Source organism: Thiohalomonas denitrificans, assembly GCF_900102855.1.
Lineage (GTDB): Bacteria > Pseudomonadota > Gammaproteobacteria > Thiohalomonadales > Thiohalomonadaceae > Thiohalomonas > Thiohalomonas denitrificans.
Map to the genome: position 1 here is coordinate 117,179 of NZ_FMWD01000001.1, position 14,061 is coordinate 131,239.

Consider the following 14,061-nt stretch of genomic DNA (forward strand, 5'->3'; position numbering starts at 1 on the left):
TCGTTCACTTTCCACCCTTACAACCGCCAGGATGAGCCATTATACTCAAGATGGCGTGGCTGCGCGGATCCTTGTTTCCTAACATCAAAAAATCTTCATGACGCCCGATGAGTACTGCCAGGACCGTACTTCCCGTAGCGGTTCCAGTTTCTACTACAGCTTTCTGTTTCTCCCCTCGGAGCAGCGTCGGGCCATCACCGCCCTCTATGCATTTTGCCGGGAGGTGGATGATATTGTCGACGAAAGCGCAAGTCCGGCACTTGCCCGCACCCAACTCCAGGCGTGGCGGGAGGAAATCGGCCGTCTTTTCCACGGCACCCCCCAGCATCCGGTAACCCGCGCCCTGGCGCCGATGCTGGAGCGCTATGAACTGGCCGAAGAGCATTTCCTTGAAATCATAGATGGCATGGAGATGGACCTCGATCAGAACCGCTACGCGGATTTCAAGGAGCTCTCGCTCTACTGCTACCGCGTTGCCAGCGTGGTGGGAATGCTCTCGACCGAAATCTTCGGTTACCAGGAGCGCCACACGCTGCGGTATGCCCATGACCTCGGCATGGCCTTTCAGCTCACGAACATCCTCCGAGACGTCGGTGAAGATGCTCGTCGGGGACGAATCTACATCCCGGAAGATGAGATGACGCGTTTCGGCATCACCCCCGAAGATCTGATTCGAGGTAGGGACTCCGAGGCGCTGCGGGAGCTGTTCAAATGTCAGGCGGATCGTGCCCGCACCTTTTATCGCGCCGCCTTCTCCAGGCTACCGGAAGAGGACCGATATCGCCAACGCGCAGCCCTGATGATGGCGGCCATTTACCTGCGCCTGCTGGATGAGATAGAGAGGCAGGGCTTTCCCGTACTGAATCGACGCATTTCGCTGCCATCCTGGCATAAACTTTGGCTTGCCTGGCGCACGGCACGCCGTGAAGCCGCCCGTCACCGTCGCTGGCTCAGGGAGCAACGCCGGTGATACCCAACCCTGCGCGGTCATGAAACCAAAACCGATACTGGTGCTGGGCGCCGGTTGGGCCGGACTGGCGGCCGGCGTCGAACTGGCGGCCAGAGGCTATTCTGTTCAGATCCTGGAATCGGCCCGTCAGCCTGGCGGACGGGCACGCTGCGTGCGCTTCGGGGAACTGAACATCGACAACGGTCAGCACCTGCTGATCGGCGCCTACCGGGAAACCCTGCGTCTCATGGAGAGCATCGGTCTCAGGGAGTCCGACCTCTTCGCCCGAACACCGCTCCGCCTGGCCATCAGAGGTGATGGCCAGGACCTGGACCTCGCGTCGCTGCCGCTTCCGAGCCCAATGCATATCGGCGGCGGGCTACTGCGAGCCAGGGGCCTGTCACTCCGGCAACGAAGTGCCGCTGTAAAGATGGCCTACCGCCTGTGGCGACGGAAATTCGCCCTGGCGGAGGATTGCACGGTCGCCCTGCTACTGGAGCGCGAGGGACAGAACACCGACCTGACCAGGCGTCTCTGGGAGCCTCTGTGCCTTGCCACCCTCAACACGCCGATTGCGCGGGCTTCGGCGCGGGCGTTTCTTGCCGTACTGCGGGATGCCTTCACCGGGAATCGAGGCAATGCCGACCTGCTGATTCCCCGTACCGGGCTCGGGCGTATCTTTCCAGTGCCTGCTGTCGACTTCATCGAGCAGAGAGGCGGCCATGTGCAGCTCGGGCGGCGGGCCAACCGACTGCTGGTCGAGGACAACCGCATCATCGGCATCGAGACCGGCGACCAAACGATTTTGGCCGACCAGGTAGTACTGGCCGTGCCGCCGATCACGGCTGCCCGCCTGCTGCAACCGCATGCGGCGCTCGCAGATACCGCCGAACGGCTGTTCCGACTCTCCTACGAATCCATCACCACGATCTACCTCCATTACCCGCAAGAGACCCGGCTCCCCGCCCCCATGCTGGGAATGGTCGGCACCTATACACAGTGGGTATTTGACCGCAGCATTTGTGGACAACCCGGCCTGATAGCCGCGGTCATCAGTGCAGACGGTCCCCATCTCTCGATGGAAAACCGGCAACTGATTACCGCCGTCTCTGACGAGCTATCCCGTCTGCTACCGGGCAGTCCTCCACCCCTCAACAGTACCGTTATCCGGGAAAAGCGGGCGACGTTTGCCTGCGAGGCAGGAGTCGATAGCCTGCGCCCCCGGGCAACGACTCCGGTGAGGGGGCTCTGGCTGGCCGGAGACTACACTGCGACCGGCTATCCCGCCACCCTGGAGGGGGCGGTTCGCAGCGGGGTTCAATGTGCACGCCACATCATGGATAATGCCGGTCCTTTACCAACATCCTGAATTCCGATGGCATCCGTTCCTCCCGACGATTTGAAACAGTATCAGCCCCCCGCAGATCTCCTGAAAGAGCGGATCATCCTGGTCACCGGTGCCGGCGGCGGTCTCGGGGCCGCAGCGGCAAAGGGCTTTGCAGCCCATGGTGCAACCGTAATCCTCCTCGGGCGCACCATCCGCAAGCTGGAGGATACCTACGACGCGATCGAGCAGGCCGGGCACCCCCTCCCGGCAATCTACCCGATGAATCTGGAAGGCGCAGCGCCAAAGGATTACGCGGAGCTCGCCGCCACCGTCGAAAAGGAGTTCGGACGACTGGACGGGCTGCTGCATAACGCCGCCACCCAGGGCCAGCTTACGCCCCTGTCGCAGTACAGCATCGAATTGTGGTCACGGGTGATGCAGACCAACCTGAATGCCCCCTTCATGATGACAGCCGCCCTGCTCGACCTGCTAAAGGCGTCCGATGACGCCTCGGTCGTGTTCACCACCTCGGAAGTCGGCCGCAAGGGTCGCGCCTACTGGGGTGCTTACGGGATCTCCAACGCCGCCTGCGAAAACATGATGCAGATCTGGGCCGATGAGCTCGAGGTCAACACCCGCGTACGGGTCAACAGCCTGGATCCCGGTCCGGCACGCACCAACATGCGTGCCCACGCCTACCCCGGCGAAGATCCCAACACGGTCCCGTTACCCGAAGAACTCATGGGTCCCTACCTCTACCTGATGGGTCCGGAGAGTCGCGGCATTACGGGTCAGCAGCTGAACGCATAGGGTGCACTCTTCAAGTGCACCGTCGAAAGCTCGCACCTGCATCGGAAACGGCGCATTCAGAGAATGCCCGTCACCGCTGCTTCCACATAATTCTGTTCTCTGTGTCCTCTGTGGTGATCCGTATAGTTAAGCGGTCATCTCAATCCCAGATATCCACATGCCCCCCCTCGGCCTCGAGTCGTTCGGCGCGGGCCTGCACGAAGCGCTGGAATTCCGGAACGTCACGGTAGGCCCCGGAGGCCACGTATTCCAGAGCCGACTGTACATGAAAGCTCTTCAGGTAGGCCTCGGTCCGGAAGACCTCGCGTCCCGTCTCGTCGAAAAACAGCATGCCGGGCGTGTACTTGACCTCCATGGAGTCGGCCCATTGCCGGGCGGTGGTGCGTTCACCATCAGGCGTCAGCACCGGGGTATCGGCCCAGCGATCGAGTTGCACCACATCAAAGGCACGGAAAAAACCGGGCATCTCCTCCCGTGTCAGCACATCCTGGTGAAATTCGTCACAGGCAGCACACCGGGGCTGCTCGAAGAGCACCACAAGCGGGCGCTCGGCGGGAAGGCTTTCCGACCGTGCCAGGGCAAAGGGCGGCTCCTGGAAAAACGGTGCCTCATTGAGGGTTTCCGAGGCCCCTTGCTGCTGTTGCTTCGCCAGAAAAACCGAAAAGTCGGCCTCCCGATCCGTCGATGCGTACTCCAGCGCCGAGATGAATTTCGCGGGATGATAGTAGCCATTGACCCGTAGCGCCGTTCCACCCTGCTCATCCAGGAAGAGCAGCGTCGGGGTGAACATTACCTTCAGATCCGCGGCAAACTGCTTTTCGGTGACCACCTCTCCTTCCAGATTGGTGACCTCCCGGTCGCCCCACAGGTTGATTGCCACGACCTCATAGGAGTCCTGAGTCTTTTGGGCGATCACCCGCTGACCAAAGTTGTCCTGCAACAGCTTGGCACAGTAGGGGCAACCATCCTGATAGAAGTAGAGAAGCAGCCGTTTTCCCTCCTCGACCGCGTCCTCCACATCCTCGTTCAGATCCAGGAAGGATTGCTTGAACCAATCGGGCTGGGGGTGATAACCCGGATTGACGCCACCCTCTTCCAGTTTTTCGTCGACACCGAAGGCAGCAGCAGTCATTCCGACCAGTCCCACCAGCATCAACAGCTGTAATGGTTTTATCATCTCCTCCATCCTCATGTTCTTTTTTATAATAAGACTGACTATATCTCCGTAAATGGAGGTACGCCACTCGCGGGGTTCTCCGAAAAGCTGGGGGCAGTCGCTCCTGCCCAGAGGGGATAGGGATAACTTCGCTGTGGCCTAACGACTGTTGAAAGAGGCTTTTGTCCCTTGTCCGCGAGGGAGAAGATTCGGATGAGGGGTTGTAGCAGGCGGTCCTCCGGACCTAATACTCGGCGCGGTCCGGTTTTGCGGACCAGAGGGCAAAGGGACGTTCGGCCCCGGGGATATCGACCTGTTGCGAAGGCAGCTGCCGCTCCTCGGGAGTCCGTGCCAGTTCGTCGGCGATGAACAGGTCATCGAATCCCGCCTCGGCAGCGGCCTCGCGCGGTGCAGCAAAAAAGATGGCATCCAACCGTGCCCAATAGGCCGCACTGAGACACATGGGGCAGGGGGCACAACTGACATAGAGCGTACAGCCCGCCAGGGAATAATCTCCCAGGTTACGGCAGGCATCGCGAATCGCGCGTACTTCGGCATGAGCCGTAGGGTCATTATCGAGTGTCACGCAGTTGGTGCCATTGCCGATAATCTGTCCATCGCGGACCACCAGCGCCCCGAACGGTCCACCGCCCTCCTCCACCGATCGCTCAGCCAGTCGCACTGCGGTTTCCAGAAAGGAACGGTCCGGTTCCATTCAAAACCCCTTGAGTGAACACCCATCTGATTGTCGGAACTCTTCCATCGATGGTCAAACACCATCGCACCCGCGGCATTGCGATCGCAAGCAACAGCCGGCGCAGCAGGCCTTTTTGCGACAGTACTCTTTGGCGTGGGCCACAATCAATGCATGGTATTGGTTGAACAACCCGACCCGATCGGGCTCGTTAGCGAGTCCCGCCTCCACAAGGGCGCGTAATTCCTCGTAACCCTCGTCACCCCGGATCACTCCCAGCCGGGAAAAGAGTCGCCGGGTATAGGTGTCGATAACAAAAACCGGACGACCGAACGCATACAGAACGATGTCATCAGCCGTCTCCGGACCCACCCCGTTTACAGACAATACCCGCTGCCGTAGCTCCCCCGTCTCCAGCCGCTCCAGGGTTTCCAGGCCGCCCGCCTCCAGATACCAGCGGCAGTAATTGCGAAGCCTTTCCGCCTTCACGTTGAAATAGCCCGACGGACGAATCCATTCCGCCAATTCGGTTTGCGGCACCCCGAGCATTGTCTCGGGGCTCAGGGCATCCTGTGTCTTGAGGTTGCAAATCGCCTTTTCGACGTTGGACCACGCCGTATTTTGCGTCAGAATCGCACCAACCATGACCTCGAAAGGCGTCTCTGCGGGCCACCAGTGCTGCAGCCCGTGCTCGGCAAACAGCCGATCATGAATGGTTTTAAACGGCATGATGCCCGCCTGAATCGCCTGAATCGCCTGAAAGATGAAATGGGTAAACGGATCGGCCTGCCGCGAAGACGCGGATCGCCCCTGCTGGCCCGGTGCAGTTCCGTCCCGGTCCCCGTGTGCACCGTCCACCCGTGGTTACCTTATCGGGACCGAAACCATTCACCAGGGTTCCGGGCGAGGCGAACAATTCGGCTAGTCGTACCCGTTACCGACGCCGCTTGCCGGGGCGCGCCGTTCTCCCCTGGGGCTTGTGGCGTGCCCTGCGGCTGGCCGGCCGCTCCTTTTCCGGCTCATCGGGCAGACCCGCGGCCTCGAGCAGCGCCTTGAGTGCCGGTGGGGGCAGGTCCTGAAAGCGCCCCTGGCGAAGTGCCCGGTTGAGAATGACGGGTCCGTAGCGTACACGGATCAGCCGGCTCACTACGCCCCCCTGAGATTCCCAGAGACGGCGCACTTCCCGATTGCGTCCTTCGCGGATGACGACGTGGAACCAGTGATTGGTCCCCTCCCCGCCGGCATCCACCACCGAGTCAAAACGGGCAAAACCGTCCTCCAGTTCAACGCCCTCGGTCAACTGCTTGATCACCTCGGGCGAGGGCTCGCCGTAAATACGCACCGCGTACTCGCGCTCGACTTCCGAGGAGGGATGCATCAGGCGATTGGCAAGTTCTCCATCATTGGTGAGCAGCAGCAGCCCCGACGTATTGACGTCCAGCCGCCCGACCGGTATCCAGCGCCCTCCTCCGGCACGGGGCAAGTTTTCGAACACGGTGGGACGGCCCTCCGGGTCACTCCGGGTGACGAGTTCGCCCTCGGGCTTGTTGTACACCAGAACCCGGCGTCGTGGACCGGCCTTTCGATGGCGCGATAGTACCCGGCCATCAACGCGGATGAGATCACTTTCCTCCACGCGATCGCCCAGTGTGGCCACCCTGCCGTTGACGGAGACCCGCCCGGCCGTAATCCACGCCTCGAGTTCACGGCGCGAGCCGAAACCGGCCCGGGCCAACAGTTTTTGCAGCTTTTCGCTCATTGGATTGGAATTGAACCACAGCGATCACGGAGTGATCTGAGAAAAAAAGTTTCACGGCCACCAGTGGTCAGCCGCACAAGTAGGTGCCACATCCGGCGCTGTCTGTCATACGTACTCAACCGGTTCCAGATCCACTGGCGGCAGCGACACGCCCTCCTCCGGCTCACGCCCGCCGGTCTCCTCGCCCGGGAGGCGCAGATCCAGCTCGGCATTGAGCTTGTCGATATCCCTGAGTTCAGCCAACGGCGGGAGGTCATCCAGCGTCTTGAGGTCGAAATAATCGAGGAACTGCCGTGTGGTGGCATACATGGCCGGCTTCCCGGGTACATCCCGGTGGCCGACCACCCGCACCCACTCACGCTCCTGCAGGGTTCGCATGATGTTGGTGCTCACCGAGACGCCGCGGATATCCTCGATTTCGGCCCGGGTGATCGGCTGTCGGTAGACGACCAGCGCCAGGGTCTCGAGAAGCGCCCGGGAATATCGGGCCGGTTTTTCCTCCCACAGGCGAGAGACCCAGCGGGCGGTCTCGGCCCGCCCCTGAAAGCGATACCCGCTGGCCACCTCTCTGAGCTCAACGCCGCGACCCTGGCAGTCGGCCTGCAGGGCCTCGATGGTCTCCCGGAGCACAGCCTTTTCCGGCCGCTCCTCCTCCTCGAACAGGCCCTGCAACCGATCCAGACTGAGCGGCTCACCTGCCGCAAACAGGGCCGACTCGACGATCTTCTTCAGCTCTTCGGTTTCCATGATGATTCGGATTACTCGCTGGTGCCGATGGCCTTGACGTGAATACGTCCGAAGGTTTCGGTCTGAATCAATTCGATGAGTGACTGCTTGACGAGCTCAAGCACGGCCATAAAGGTTACCACCACGCCCCGGCGCCCCTCTTCGAGCGGAAACAGCGTTGTGAACTCGGTAAAGTGCTCGGCGCTGAGGGTCTCCAGCACCTGCGACATGCGTTCGCGCACCGACAGCGTTTCACGCTGGACATGATGATGGGCAAACATCTCGGCGCGGCGAACCACTTCCGAGAGCGCCGCCAGCAGTTCCCGAAGATCGAGATCGGGCCTCGGCTTCTCCACCGCCCGATCGGGACCCTCGATGTGCGCCGGGAAGACCTCCCTTCCCACGCGCGGGAGTTCATCAATTTCTTCCGCCGCCTGCTTGAAACGCTCATACTCCTGGAGACGCCGAACCAGTTCCGCACGCGGGTCGTCATCCTCTTCTTCCGATGCCACCGGACGCGGTAGCAGCATGCGCGATTTGATCTCCGCCAGCATGGCTGCCATGACCAGGTACTCCGCGGCGAGCTCCAGTTGAAGTTCTTTCATCAACTCCACGTACTTCATGTACTGGGTCGTGATCTGCGCAATGGGCACATCCAGAACATCCAGATTCTGCCGCTTGATGAGATAAAGCAACAGATCCAGCGGCCCTTCGAACGCCTCCAGAAAGACCTCCAGCGCCTGCGGGGGAATATAGAGGTCCTTGGGCATCTCCGTCAGAGGTGAGCCCAGGACGATGGCAAAGGGCATCTCCTCCTGCAGCGGCTGCCGGGCGACCTCCTTCTCTTCCATGGCGCTGGCTTCAACGCAAACGTCATTCATGTCCGTTACCGATAATCCAGTCCCATGGAGCGGCGAACCTCTTCCAAAGTGAGCTTGGCCTCATCACGGGCCTGTTCGCGCCCCTCTGCCAGGATCTTGCGAACCAGCGAGGGGTTATCGATGAATTCCTTGGCGCGCTCCCGGATGGGCGCTAACTCCGAGGTTACGGCATCAATCACAGGCTGTTTGCAATCGAGACAGCCGATACCGGCGGTAGTGCAGCCCTCCTGTACCCACTGGCGGGTCTCTGCACCGGAATAGACCTTGTGCAGATCCCATACCGGACACTTTTCCGGATCACCCGGGTCGGTACGACGCACCCGGGCCGGATCGGTCGGCATGGTACGCAGCTTCTTTTCGACTTCCTTGGGCTCTTCCCGCAGGCCGATGGTGTTGCCATAGGACTTGGACATTTTCTGTCCGTCCAGGCCGGGCATCTTCGAAGCCGGGGTGAGCAGCGCCTGGGGCTCGGGCAGGATAATCTTGCCGGCGCCTTCCAGGTAACCGAACAGGCGTTCCCGATCACCCAGGGTGATATTCTGTTGATTCTCCAACAGCGCCTGTGCCGTGGCCAGCGCCTCGTGATCACCCTGTTCCTGATAGCGCTTGCGCAGGTCGTGATAGAGACGGGCGTTCTTCTTGCCCATCTTTTTCACTGCCTGCTCGGCCCGGTCGGCAAAATCCGGCTCGCGGCCATACAGATGGTTAAAGCGGCGCGCCACCTCACGGGTCAACTCCACATGGGCCACCTGGTCTTCACCGACCGGGACCTGGGTTGCGCGGTAGATCAGGATATCCGCGCTCTGCAGCAGCGGATAGCCCAGAAAACCGTAGGTAGAGAGGTCCTTTTCCCTAAGTTTTTCCTGCTGGTCCTTGTAGGTAGGCACGCGCTCCAGCCAGCCCAGCGGCGTCATCATCGACAGCAGCACGTGCAGCTCGGCATGTTCCGGTACCTGGGACTGGATAAACAGCCGCGCCGAACCGGGATTGATACCCGCCGCCAACCAGTCGATCACCATCTCCATCGCGCTCTCGACGATTGGGCCGGTGTTGTCGTACTCGGTGGTCAGTGCGTGCCAGTCGGCAACGAAGAAGAAGCACTCGTACTCATGCTGGAGCTTCAGCCAGTTCTTCAGGACGCCGTGATAATGGCCGAGGTGCAGGCGGCCGGTAGGCCGCATACCCGACAACACGCGTTGATTTTGCGACGACAGGGAATTCAAAACGACTCCAATTCGTGATCAGACCAGTGAATACAGAACCGCCAGGAAGGCCTCGGGCGCTAACCCGGTCATCCCCCCCAGCAGCGACAGAAACCATGTCACCATCGGCCACAGTATCTGTCCCAATATGCCAGTAACCAGCAGCAATACCAAGATGGGAAATCCATAGGGCTCGATACGACTAAGCTGCCAGGATGCCGGTCCGGGCAGCAGCCCGACCGCCACCCGCCCGCCGTCCAGCGGCGGCAGTGGCAGGAGATTGAGCACCATCAGGATGATATTGATGAATATACCTGCCACCGCCATGTAGATAAGGAAAAACCCCGGGTTCCCCCCCAACCAGGCGCCGAGCTGGGCAATCGCCACCCAGAACGCCGCCATAATCAGGTTCGACAGCGGCCCCCCAAGCGCCACCAGCGCCATATCACGCTTCGGGTTCCGCAGATTCTCATAGGTAATGGGCACCGGCTTGGCCCAACCGAAAATGATCCCGCCCAACATCAGCAGAATACCCGGCACAAGGATTGTCCCGATGGGATCGATATGCTTGATCGGGTTCAGTGTCAGTCGTCCCAGCATGCGCGCAGTGGGGTCGCCGAAGCGAAGGGCCACCCAGCCATGGGCCGTCTCATGCACGGTAATGGCAAAGATCACCGGAAGCGCCCAGACCGCGATGCGCTGCATGACATTGAGTTCATCCATTGGGGGATTATACCTGCTGGTTCACTCGGACCCGAAGGACCGATTGGATTTGAATAACCCGCAAAGCCGCAAAGAGTGCGGAGGTGTGATTTCGTTAGTCCGCGACCGCAAGCGCAGCGAGGCTTGCATTGCTTGCCAGCGAGAAGCGTGAGAGCGGTCGCCCGATTCAGATTTCAAACGGTGCGGGATCGCCAAGCCCGTGGCGCAGAATCTCCGGCGTATCGTCCTCAAAGGCCACCACCGTGGTGGGTTCCAGGCCACCATAGCCGCCATCGATGATGAGGTCGACGGCATGCTCCAGTCGATCACGGATATCCTCGGGATCCGATTCCGGTATCTCCTGGCCCGGCAGGATGAGGGTGGTACTCACCATCGGCTCGCCCAACTCTCCAAGCAAGGCCCGCGCAATGGGGTTGGCGGGCACCCGCAGGCCGATGGTTTTACGCTTGGGCTGCTGCAGCCGACGCGGCACTTCGCGGGTGGCGGGCAGCACGAAGGTATAAGGGCCGGGCGTTACCGACTTGAGCAGCCGATACGCCGTATTGCCCACCTTGGCATAAGTACCCAGTTCCGACAGGTCGCGGCAGACCAGCGTGAAATGGTGTTTTTCACTCAACTGGCGAATACTGCGAATCCGATCGAAAGCCTTTTTGTCATCCAGATGGCAGCCCAGCGCGTAGCCGGAGTCGGTCGGATAGACGATCACGGCCCCGCTGCGAATCATGTCCACCGCCTGCTTGACCAGGCGCGGCTGGGGATTATCGGGATGAATCTGGAAGAATTGGCTCATGAAATCCGTCGTTGTTTTTGTTTACCTAGAGGAGAACCACTGAGGACACTGAGGGAATACCGAATCAACCGTGCCACCACGGCAACCGCTCACTTTGAAGCGAGTATGCGTTTACCTGTTATCCCTCCGCGACCTGTAGTCAATCGTCACACCGCGGCACGCTTCAACTCCGTGTCCCAGCTGCTCCAGATGGGGCTACAGCCATCGGGCAGCGGCGCCAGTCGCCCCAGCTCCAGCCACGGATGTTCCGGTCCGTGATAATCCGAGCCCGCCGATGCGAGCAGCCCGTTGTGGCGCGCGAGCTGGGCGATTTTGAAGCAGTCGTCGCGGCTGTGACTGCCCGAGACCACCTCGATACCGACGCCCCCCACCTCCATGAACTCTCCGACCAGCTTGCGCAAACGGGTCATGGTCATGTCGTAGCGGGCCGGATGGGCAATCACGGCCTGACCGCCGGCGGCACGGATCCAACCGACCGCATCTTCAAACGTGGCCCACTCTCCCGGGACATGGCCCGGCCTGTTACGTTTCAGGAAGTGCTTGAAGACATCGCGCACGCTCCTGGCATGCCCCTCCGCCGCCAGGAACTGGGCGAAGTGGGTACGACTGACGATCCGGCCCTTGGCGCGCTCCGCAGCCGCCTCGTAGGCGCCCTCAATCCCCGCTTTGGCGAGGCGCCGGCCGATTTCGCGGGCCCGCCAATCCCGAAACTCCCGCAGGCGCCCGAGTCCCGCCTGTAGCGCGGAATTGTTCGGGTCGACGTGGAGTCCCACGATATGAATCGTCATCCGATTCCAGGTGGCCGAGACCTCCACACCGGGAACCAGGGTTAGTCCAAGCGCCGTAGCGGCTTCCGTGGCCTCGGCGATACCGGCCAACTCGTCGTGATCCGTAAGCGCCAGAACGTCCACCCCGGCGGCACGTGCCCTGCGAACCAGCTCCCCGGGTGCGAGGGTCCCGTCCGAAGCGAGTGAGTGGCTGTGCAAGTCATAAAACATAACTTTCTATTCTACCCTATCCCACGCCTTGGCTTCACGCCGCACGGCGTGCTGTAATGTGCTACTTGTTAATAGTCGAATAGTCGCTGTCAGGCCAGATCGTCCAACTCAATTCAATTTCATGAAACTTCTTTTCGATTTTTTCCCTATTCTGCTGTTCTTCATCGCCTACAAGATTTACGGCATCTATGCCGCAACGGCAGTGGCTATCGGGGCCTCTTTTATTCAGGTGGCCCTCTTCTGGATGCGCCACCGCCGATTCGAGAACATGCACCTGATCACCCTCGGGCTCATCGGGGTCCTTGGGGGTGCAACGCTCTGGCTGCAGAACGAGACCTTCATCCAGTGGAAGCCGACCGTGGTCAACTGGCTGTTCGGGTTGGCCTTTTTTGCCAGCCGCTTCATCGGTCGCAAGCCGCTGGTCCAGCGCATGATGGGTGCGGCCCTCGAGCTCCCCGACGTCATTTGGCAGCGACTCAATAGCGCCTGGGCGCTGTTCTTTATCGGTTCGGGATTTCTCAATCTCTATGTCGTTTACAACTTCGACACCGATTTCTGGGTAAATTTCAAACTGTTCGGGCTGATGGGGCTAACCATTGCCTTCGTGATCGGACAGGCCTTCTTCCTGGTTCGCCATATGAAACCGCAAACGGAAGGGGAAAGCTGATGCTCTACGCGATCATCGCCGAAGATGTGGAGAACAGCCTCGAAAAGCGCCTTCAGGCGCGTCCGGCACACCTTGAGCGACTGAAAGCCCTGCAGGACGAAGGACGACTACTGCTCGCAGGCCCCCACCCGGTCATCGATGCCGAGGACCCCGGTCCGGCCGGATTTTCCGGCAGCCTGGTCGTCGCGGAATTCGAATCACTGGAGACGGCGCGCCGCTGGGCGGACGCGGATCCTTACCTTGCAGCCGGCGTTTACGACCGGGTGCTCGTCAAACCCTTCCGGAAGGTGTTGCCATGAATCGTGTCGAAGCCATTCGCTCCGTGCTCAACAGCACTCTCGAGCCAGAACAGCTGGAGATCATCGACGACAGTCACAAACATGCCGGCCATGCCAGTGCCGGAGGCGCAGGCCACTTTACCGTGCGCGTGGTTTCACCCGTGTTTGCCGGTAAAAGCCTGATCGAGCGGCACCGTCTCGTCTATGCTGCCCTTGATGATCTGATGCACTCCGAGATCCATGCCTTGTCCATCAAGGCTGAAACCCCGGAAGAGAGCAAAAACCAATAAGGAGCACGTTTCATGAGCAGACCTTTCCGTTTTCTACGCCGTGCCGGTGCCTCGCTGTTGCTGGTGGCCCTGCCTCTGTCCTGCATCCAGGCGGCCGAAGAGGTCGCGACGGTAAACGGCGAACCCATTTATCGCGAGGACATCGAGCAGTACCAACAGCAGCAGGGTATGGGTGCCGCGCAGGCGCAGGATCAAATGCAGGTGATCAACGAACTGATATCCCGTGAGCTGATACACCAGGACGCCCTTGCCAAGGACCTCGACGAAGATCCCGAGGTCCAGGCCGCACTGGAAGAGGCGCGCCGCAACGTCCTGTTGAATGCCGCGGTTCAGGAGGCCCTCGAGGGGAACCCGGTGACTGAAAAGGAGATGAAGAGCTTCTATGACGAGCAGATCTCGCAAATCGACGGCACCGAGTACAAAGCGCGGCATATCCTGGTCGAGGAGCAGGACACGGCTGAAGAGGTGGTCGAAAAACTGGAGAGCGGCGCCGAGTTCGCTGCCTTGGCCGAGGAGTTCTCGACCGATCCGTCCGGTGAACAGGGCGGCGACCTGGGCTGGGTCAACCCGCAACAGACGGTGCCGGCTTTCTCCGAGGCGCTTCAGAACCTGGACAAGGGCGAATACACCAAAGATCCGGTACAGAGCCGCTTCGGCTGGCACGTCATCGAGCTACAGGATACCCGTTCCCAGCAGCCGCCGAGCTTCGAGGAAGTGAAGCCGCAGATTGAACAGGCCCTGCAGCAAAGACGTGTGGCCGAATACCTGGAGAGTCTCACCGAGAACGCCGAGATCGAAATCAAGGAGTAAC

The 14,061-nt window shown here is 60.6% G+C and carries 17 protein-coding genes; 7 read left to right on the forward strand and 10 right to left on the reverse strand.

Features of this window, described 5'->3' with window-relative positions; all coding sequences use genetic code 11:
- The first annotated feature begins 97 nt into the window (after window positions 1-97).
- The 3 genes from hpnD to BLP65_RS00490 are packed head-to-tail and all read left to right on the forward strand — an operon-like array spanning window position 98 to window position 3,086.
- The gene (hpnD, locus tag BLP65_RS00480; protein WP_092991529.1) at window positions 98-970 is read left to right on the forward strand and encodes a presqualene diphosphate synthase HpnD; all 873 of its coding nucleotides are present in this window, start codon (window positions 98-100) and stop codon (window positions 968-970) included.
- A 19-nt stretch (window positions 971-989) separates the two neighbouring features.
- Entirely contained in the window at window positions 990-2,318 is a 1,329-nt protein-coding gene (gene hpnE / locus BLP65_RS00485) for a hydroxysqualene dehydroxylase HpnE (protein ID WP_092991531.1), read from the forward strand.
- 30 nt (window positions 2,319-2,348) lie between these two features.
- Window positions 2,349-3,086 carry a YciK family oxidoreductase gene (locus tag BLP65_RS00490; protein WP_399350779.1) on the forward strand — a complete coding sequence of 246 codons (738 nt, stop codon included), beginning with the start codon at window positions 2,349-2,351 and terminating at the stop codon, window positions 3,084-3,086.
- Window positions 3,087-3,225: 139 nt separating this feature from the next.
- On the opposite strand, the gene BLP65_RS00495 is transcribed toward BLP65_RS00490, so the two are convergent.
- The 10 genes from BLP65_RS00495 to BLP65_RS00540 all read right to left on the reverse strand — a co-directional run bounded on the left by BLP65_RS00495 (window position 3,226) and on the right by BLP65_RS00540 (window position 12,015).
- Window positions 3,226-4,263, reverse strand: coding sequence for a thioredoxin family protein (locus BLP65_RS00495; RefSeq protein ID WP_092992272.1), 1,038 nt, complete (start codon window positions 4,261-4,263; stop codon window positions 3,226-3,228).
- A gap of 223 nt (window positions 4,264-4,486) precedes the next feature.
- Window positions 4,487-4,957 carry a nucleoside deaminase gene (locus BLP65_RS00500; RefSeq protein ID WP_092991534.1) on the reverse strand — a complete coding sequence of 157 codons (471 nt, stop codon included), beginning with the start codon at window positions 4,955-4,957 and terminating at the stop codon, window positions 4,487-4,489.
- Between the two features lie 54 nt (window positions 4,958-5,011).
- Window positions 5,012-5,665 (reverse strand): endonuclease III domain-containing protein, encoded by a 654-nt coding sequence (locus BLP65_RS00505; protein ID WP_092992274.1) that lies wholly within the window; start codon window positions 5,663-5,665, stop codon window positions 5,012-5,014.
- 205 nt (window positions 5,666-5,870) lie between these two features.
- Window positions 5,871-6,695, reverse strand: a complete 825-nt coding sequence (gene rluB, locus BLP65_RS00510; RefSeq protein WP_092991536.1) for a 23S rRNA pseudouridine(2605) synthase RluB — start codon at window positions 6,693-6,695, stop codon at window positions 5,871-5,873.
- Between the two features lie 105 nt (window positions 6,696-6,800).
- Complete coding sequence (gene scpB, locus BLP65_RS00515) at window positions 6,801-7,442, reverse strand: SMC-Scp complex subunit ScpB (protein ID WP_092991538.1); 642 nt, start codon at window positions 7,440-7,442, stop codon at window positions 6,801-6,803.
- 11 nt (window positions 7,443-7,453) lie between these two features.
- Window positions 7,454-8,302, reverse strand: coding sequence for a segregation and condensation protein A (locus BLP65_RS00520; RefSeq protein WP_175452386.1), 849 nt, complete (start codon window positions 8,300-8,302; stop codon window positions 7,454-7,456).
- 5 nt (window positions 8,303-8,307) lie between these two features.
- Window positions 8,308-9,525: a tryptophan--tRNA ligase gene (locus BLP65_RS00525; RefSeq protein ID WP_175452387.1), complete on the reverse strand. Its 1,218-nt coding sequence runs from the start codon at window positions 9,523-9,525 to the stop codon at window positions 8,308-8,310.
- An 18-nt stretch (window positions 9,526-9,543) separates the two neighbouring features.
- On the reverse strand, window positions 9,544-10,227 hold the full coding sequence (locus tag BLP65_RS00530; RefSeq protein WP_092991540.1) for a site-2 protease family protein: 684 nt from the start codon (window positions 10,225-10,227) through the stop codon (window positions 9,544-9,546).
- A gap of 166 nt (window positions 10,228-10,393) precedes the next feature.
- Window positions 10,394-11,017, reverse strand: coding sequence for an L-threonylcarbamoyladenylate synthase (locus BLP65_RS00535; protein WP_092991542.1), 624 nt, complete (start codon window positions 11,015-11,017; stop codon window positions 10,394-10,396).
- Between the two features lie 146 nt (window positions 11,018-11,163).
- Window positions 11,164-12,015, reverse strand: coding sequence for a PHP domain-containing protein (locus BLP65_RS00540; protein WP_092991544.1), 852 nt, complete (start codon window positions 12,013-12,015; stop codon window positions 11,164-11,166).
- A 121-nt stretch (window positions 12,016-12,136) separates the two neighbouring features.
- Between BLP65_RS00540 and BLP65_RS00545 the strand changes: the two genes are divergently transcribed.
- The 4 genes from BLP65_RS00545 to BLP65_RS00560 are packed head-to-tail and all read left to right on the forward strand — an operon-like array spanning window position 12,137 to window position 14,060.
- Window positions 12,137-12,682: a septation protein A gene (locus BLP65_RS00545; RefSeq protein WP_092991546.1), complete on the forward strand. Its 546-nt coding sequence runs from the start codon at window positions 12,137-12,139 to the stop codon at window positions 12,680-12,682.
- Window positions 12,682-12,981 carry a YciI family protein gene (locus BLP65_RS00550; protein WP_092991548.1) on the forward strand — a complete coding sequence of 100 codons (300 nt, stop codon included), beginning with the start codon at window positions 12,682-12,684 and terminating at the stop codon, window positions 12,979-12,981. Before BLP65_RS00545 ends, BLP65_RS00550 begins: the two co-directional genes overlap by 1 nt.
- Window positions 12,978-13,250, forward strand: coding sequence for a BolA family protein (locus BLP65_RS00555; protein WP_092991550.1), 273 nt, complete (start codon window positions 12,978-12,980; stop codon window positions 13,248-13,250). The genes BLP65_RS00550 and BLP65_RS00555 overlap by 4 nt, the downstream gene beginning before the upstream one ends.
- Before the next feature lie 12 nt (window positions 13,251-13,262).
- Window positions 13,263-14,060 (forward strand): peptidylprolyl isomerase, encoded by a 798-nt coding sequence (locus BLP65_RS00560; RefSeq protein ID WP_092991552.1) that lies wholly within the window; start codon window positions 13,263-13,265, stop codon window positions 14,058-14,060.
- Window position 14,061 lies beyond the last annotated feature (1 nt).

Excerpts from the sequence above, each read along its gene's own strand:
- hpnD (WP_092991529.1), top strand. The coding sequence starts at position 98 with ATGACGCCCGATGAGTACTGCCAGGACCGTACTTCCCGTAGCGGTTCC.
- BLP65_RS00540 (WP_092991544.1), bottom strand. The coding sequence starts at position 12,015 with ATGTTTTATGACTTGCACAGCCACTCACTCGCTTCGGACGGGACCCTC.
- BLP65_RS00535 (WP_092991542.1), bottom strand. The coding sequence starts at position 11,017 with ATGAGCCAATTCTTCCAGATTCATCCCGATAATCCCCAGCCGCGCCTG.
- BLP65_RS00495 (WP_092992272.1), bottom strand. The coding sequence starts at position 4,263 with ATGATAAAACCATTACAGCTGTTGATGCTGGTGGGACTGGTCGGAATG.
- BLP65_RS00550 (WP_092991548.1), top strand. The coding sequence starts at position 12,682 with ATGCTCTACGCGATCATCGCCGAAGATGTGGAGAACAGCCTCGAAAAG.
- BLP65_RS00505 (WP_092992274.1), bottom strand. The coding sequence starts at position 5,665 with ATGCCGTTTAAAACCATTCATGATCGGCTGTTTGCCGAGCACGGGCTG.
- scpB (WP_092991538.1), bottom strand. The coding sequence starts at position 7,442 with ATGGAAACCGAAGAGCTGAAGAAGATCGTCGAGTCGGCCCTGTTTGCG.
- BLP65_RS00545 (WP_092991546.1), top strand. The coding sequence starts at position 12,137 with ATGAAACTTCTTTTCGATTTTTTCCCTATTCTGCTGTTCTTCATCGCC.
- BLP65_RS00530 (WP_092991540.1), bottom strand. The coding sequence starts at position 10,227 with ATGGATGAACTCAATGTCATGCAGCGCATCGCGGTCTGGGCGCTTCCG.
- rluB (WP_092991536.1), bottom strand. The coding sequence starts at position 6,695 with ATGAGCGAAAAGCTGCAAAAACTGTTGGCCCGGGCCGGTTTCGGCTCG.
- hpnE (WP_092991531.1), top strand. The coding sequence starts at position 990 with ATGAAACCAAAACCGATACTGGTGCTGGGCGCCGGTTGGGCCGGACTG.
- BLP65_RS00520 (WP_175452386.1), bottom strand. The coding sequence starts at position 8,302 with ATGAATGACGTTTGCGTTGAAGCCAGCGCCATGGAAGAGAAGGAGGTC.
- BLP65_RS00500 (WP_092991534.1), bottom strand. The coding sequence starts at position 4,957 with ATGGAACCGGACCGTTCCTTTCTGGAAACCGCAGTGCGACTGGCTGAG.
- BLP65_RS00560 (WP_092991552.1), top strand. The coding sequence starts at position 13,263 with ATGAGCAGACCTTTCCGTTTTCTACGCCGTGCCGGTGCCTCGCTGTTG.
- BLP65_RS00555 (WP_092991550.1), top strand. The coding sequence starts at position 12,978 with ATGAATCGTGTCGAAGCCATTCGCTCCGTGCTCAACAGCACTCTCGAG.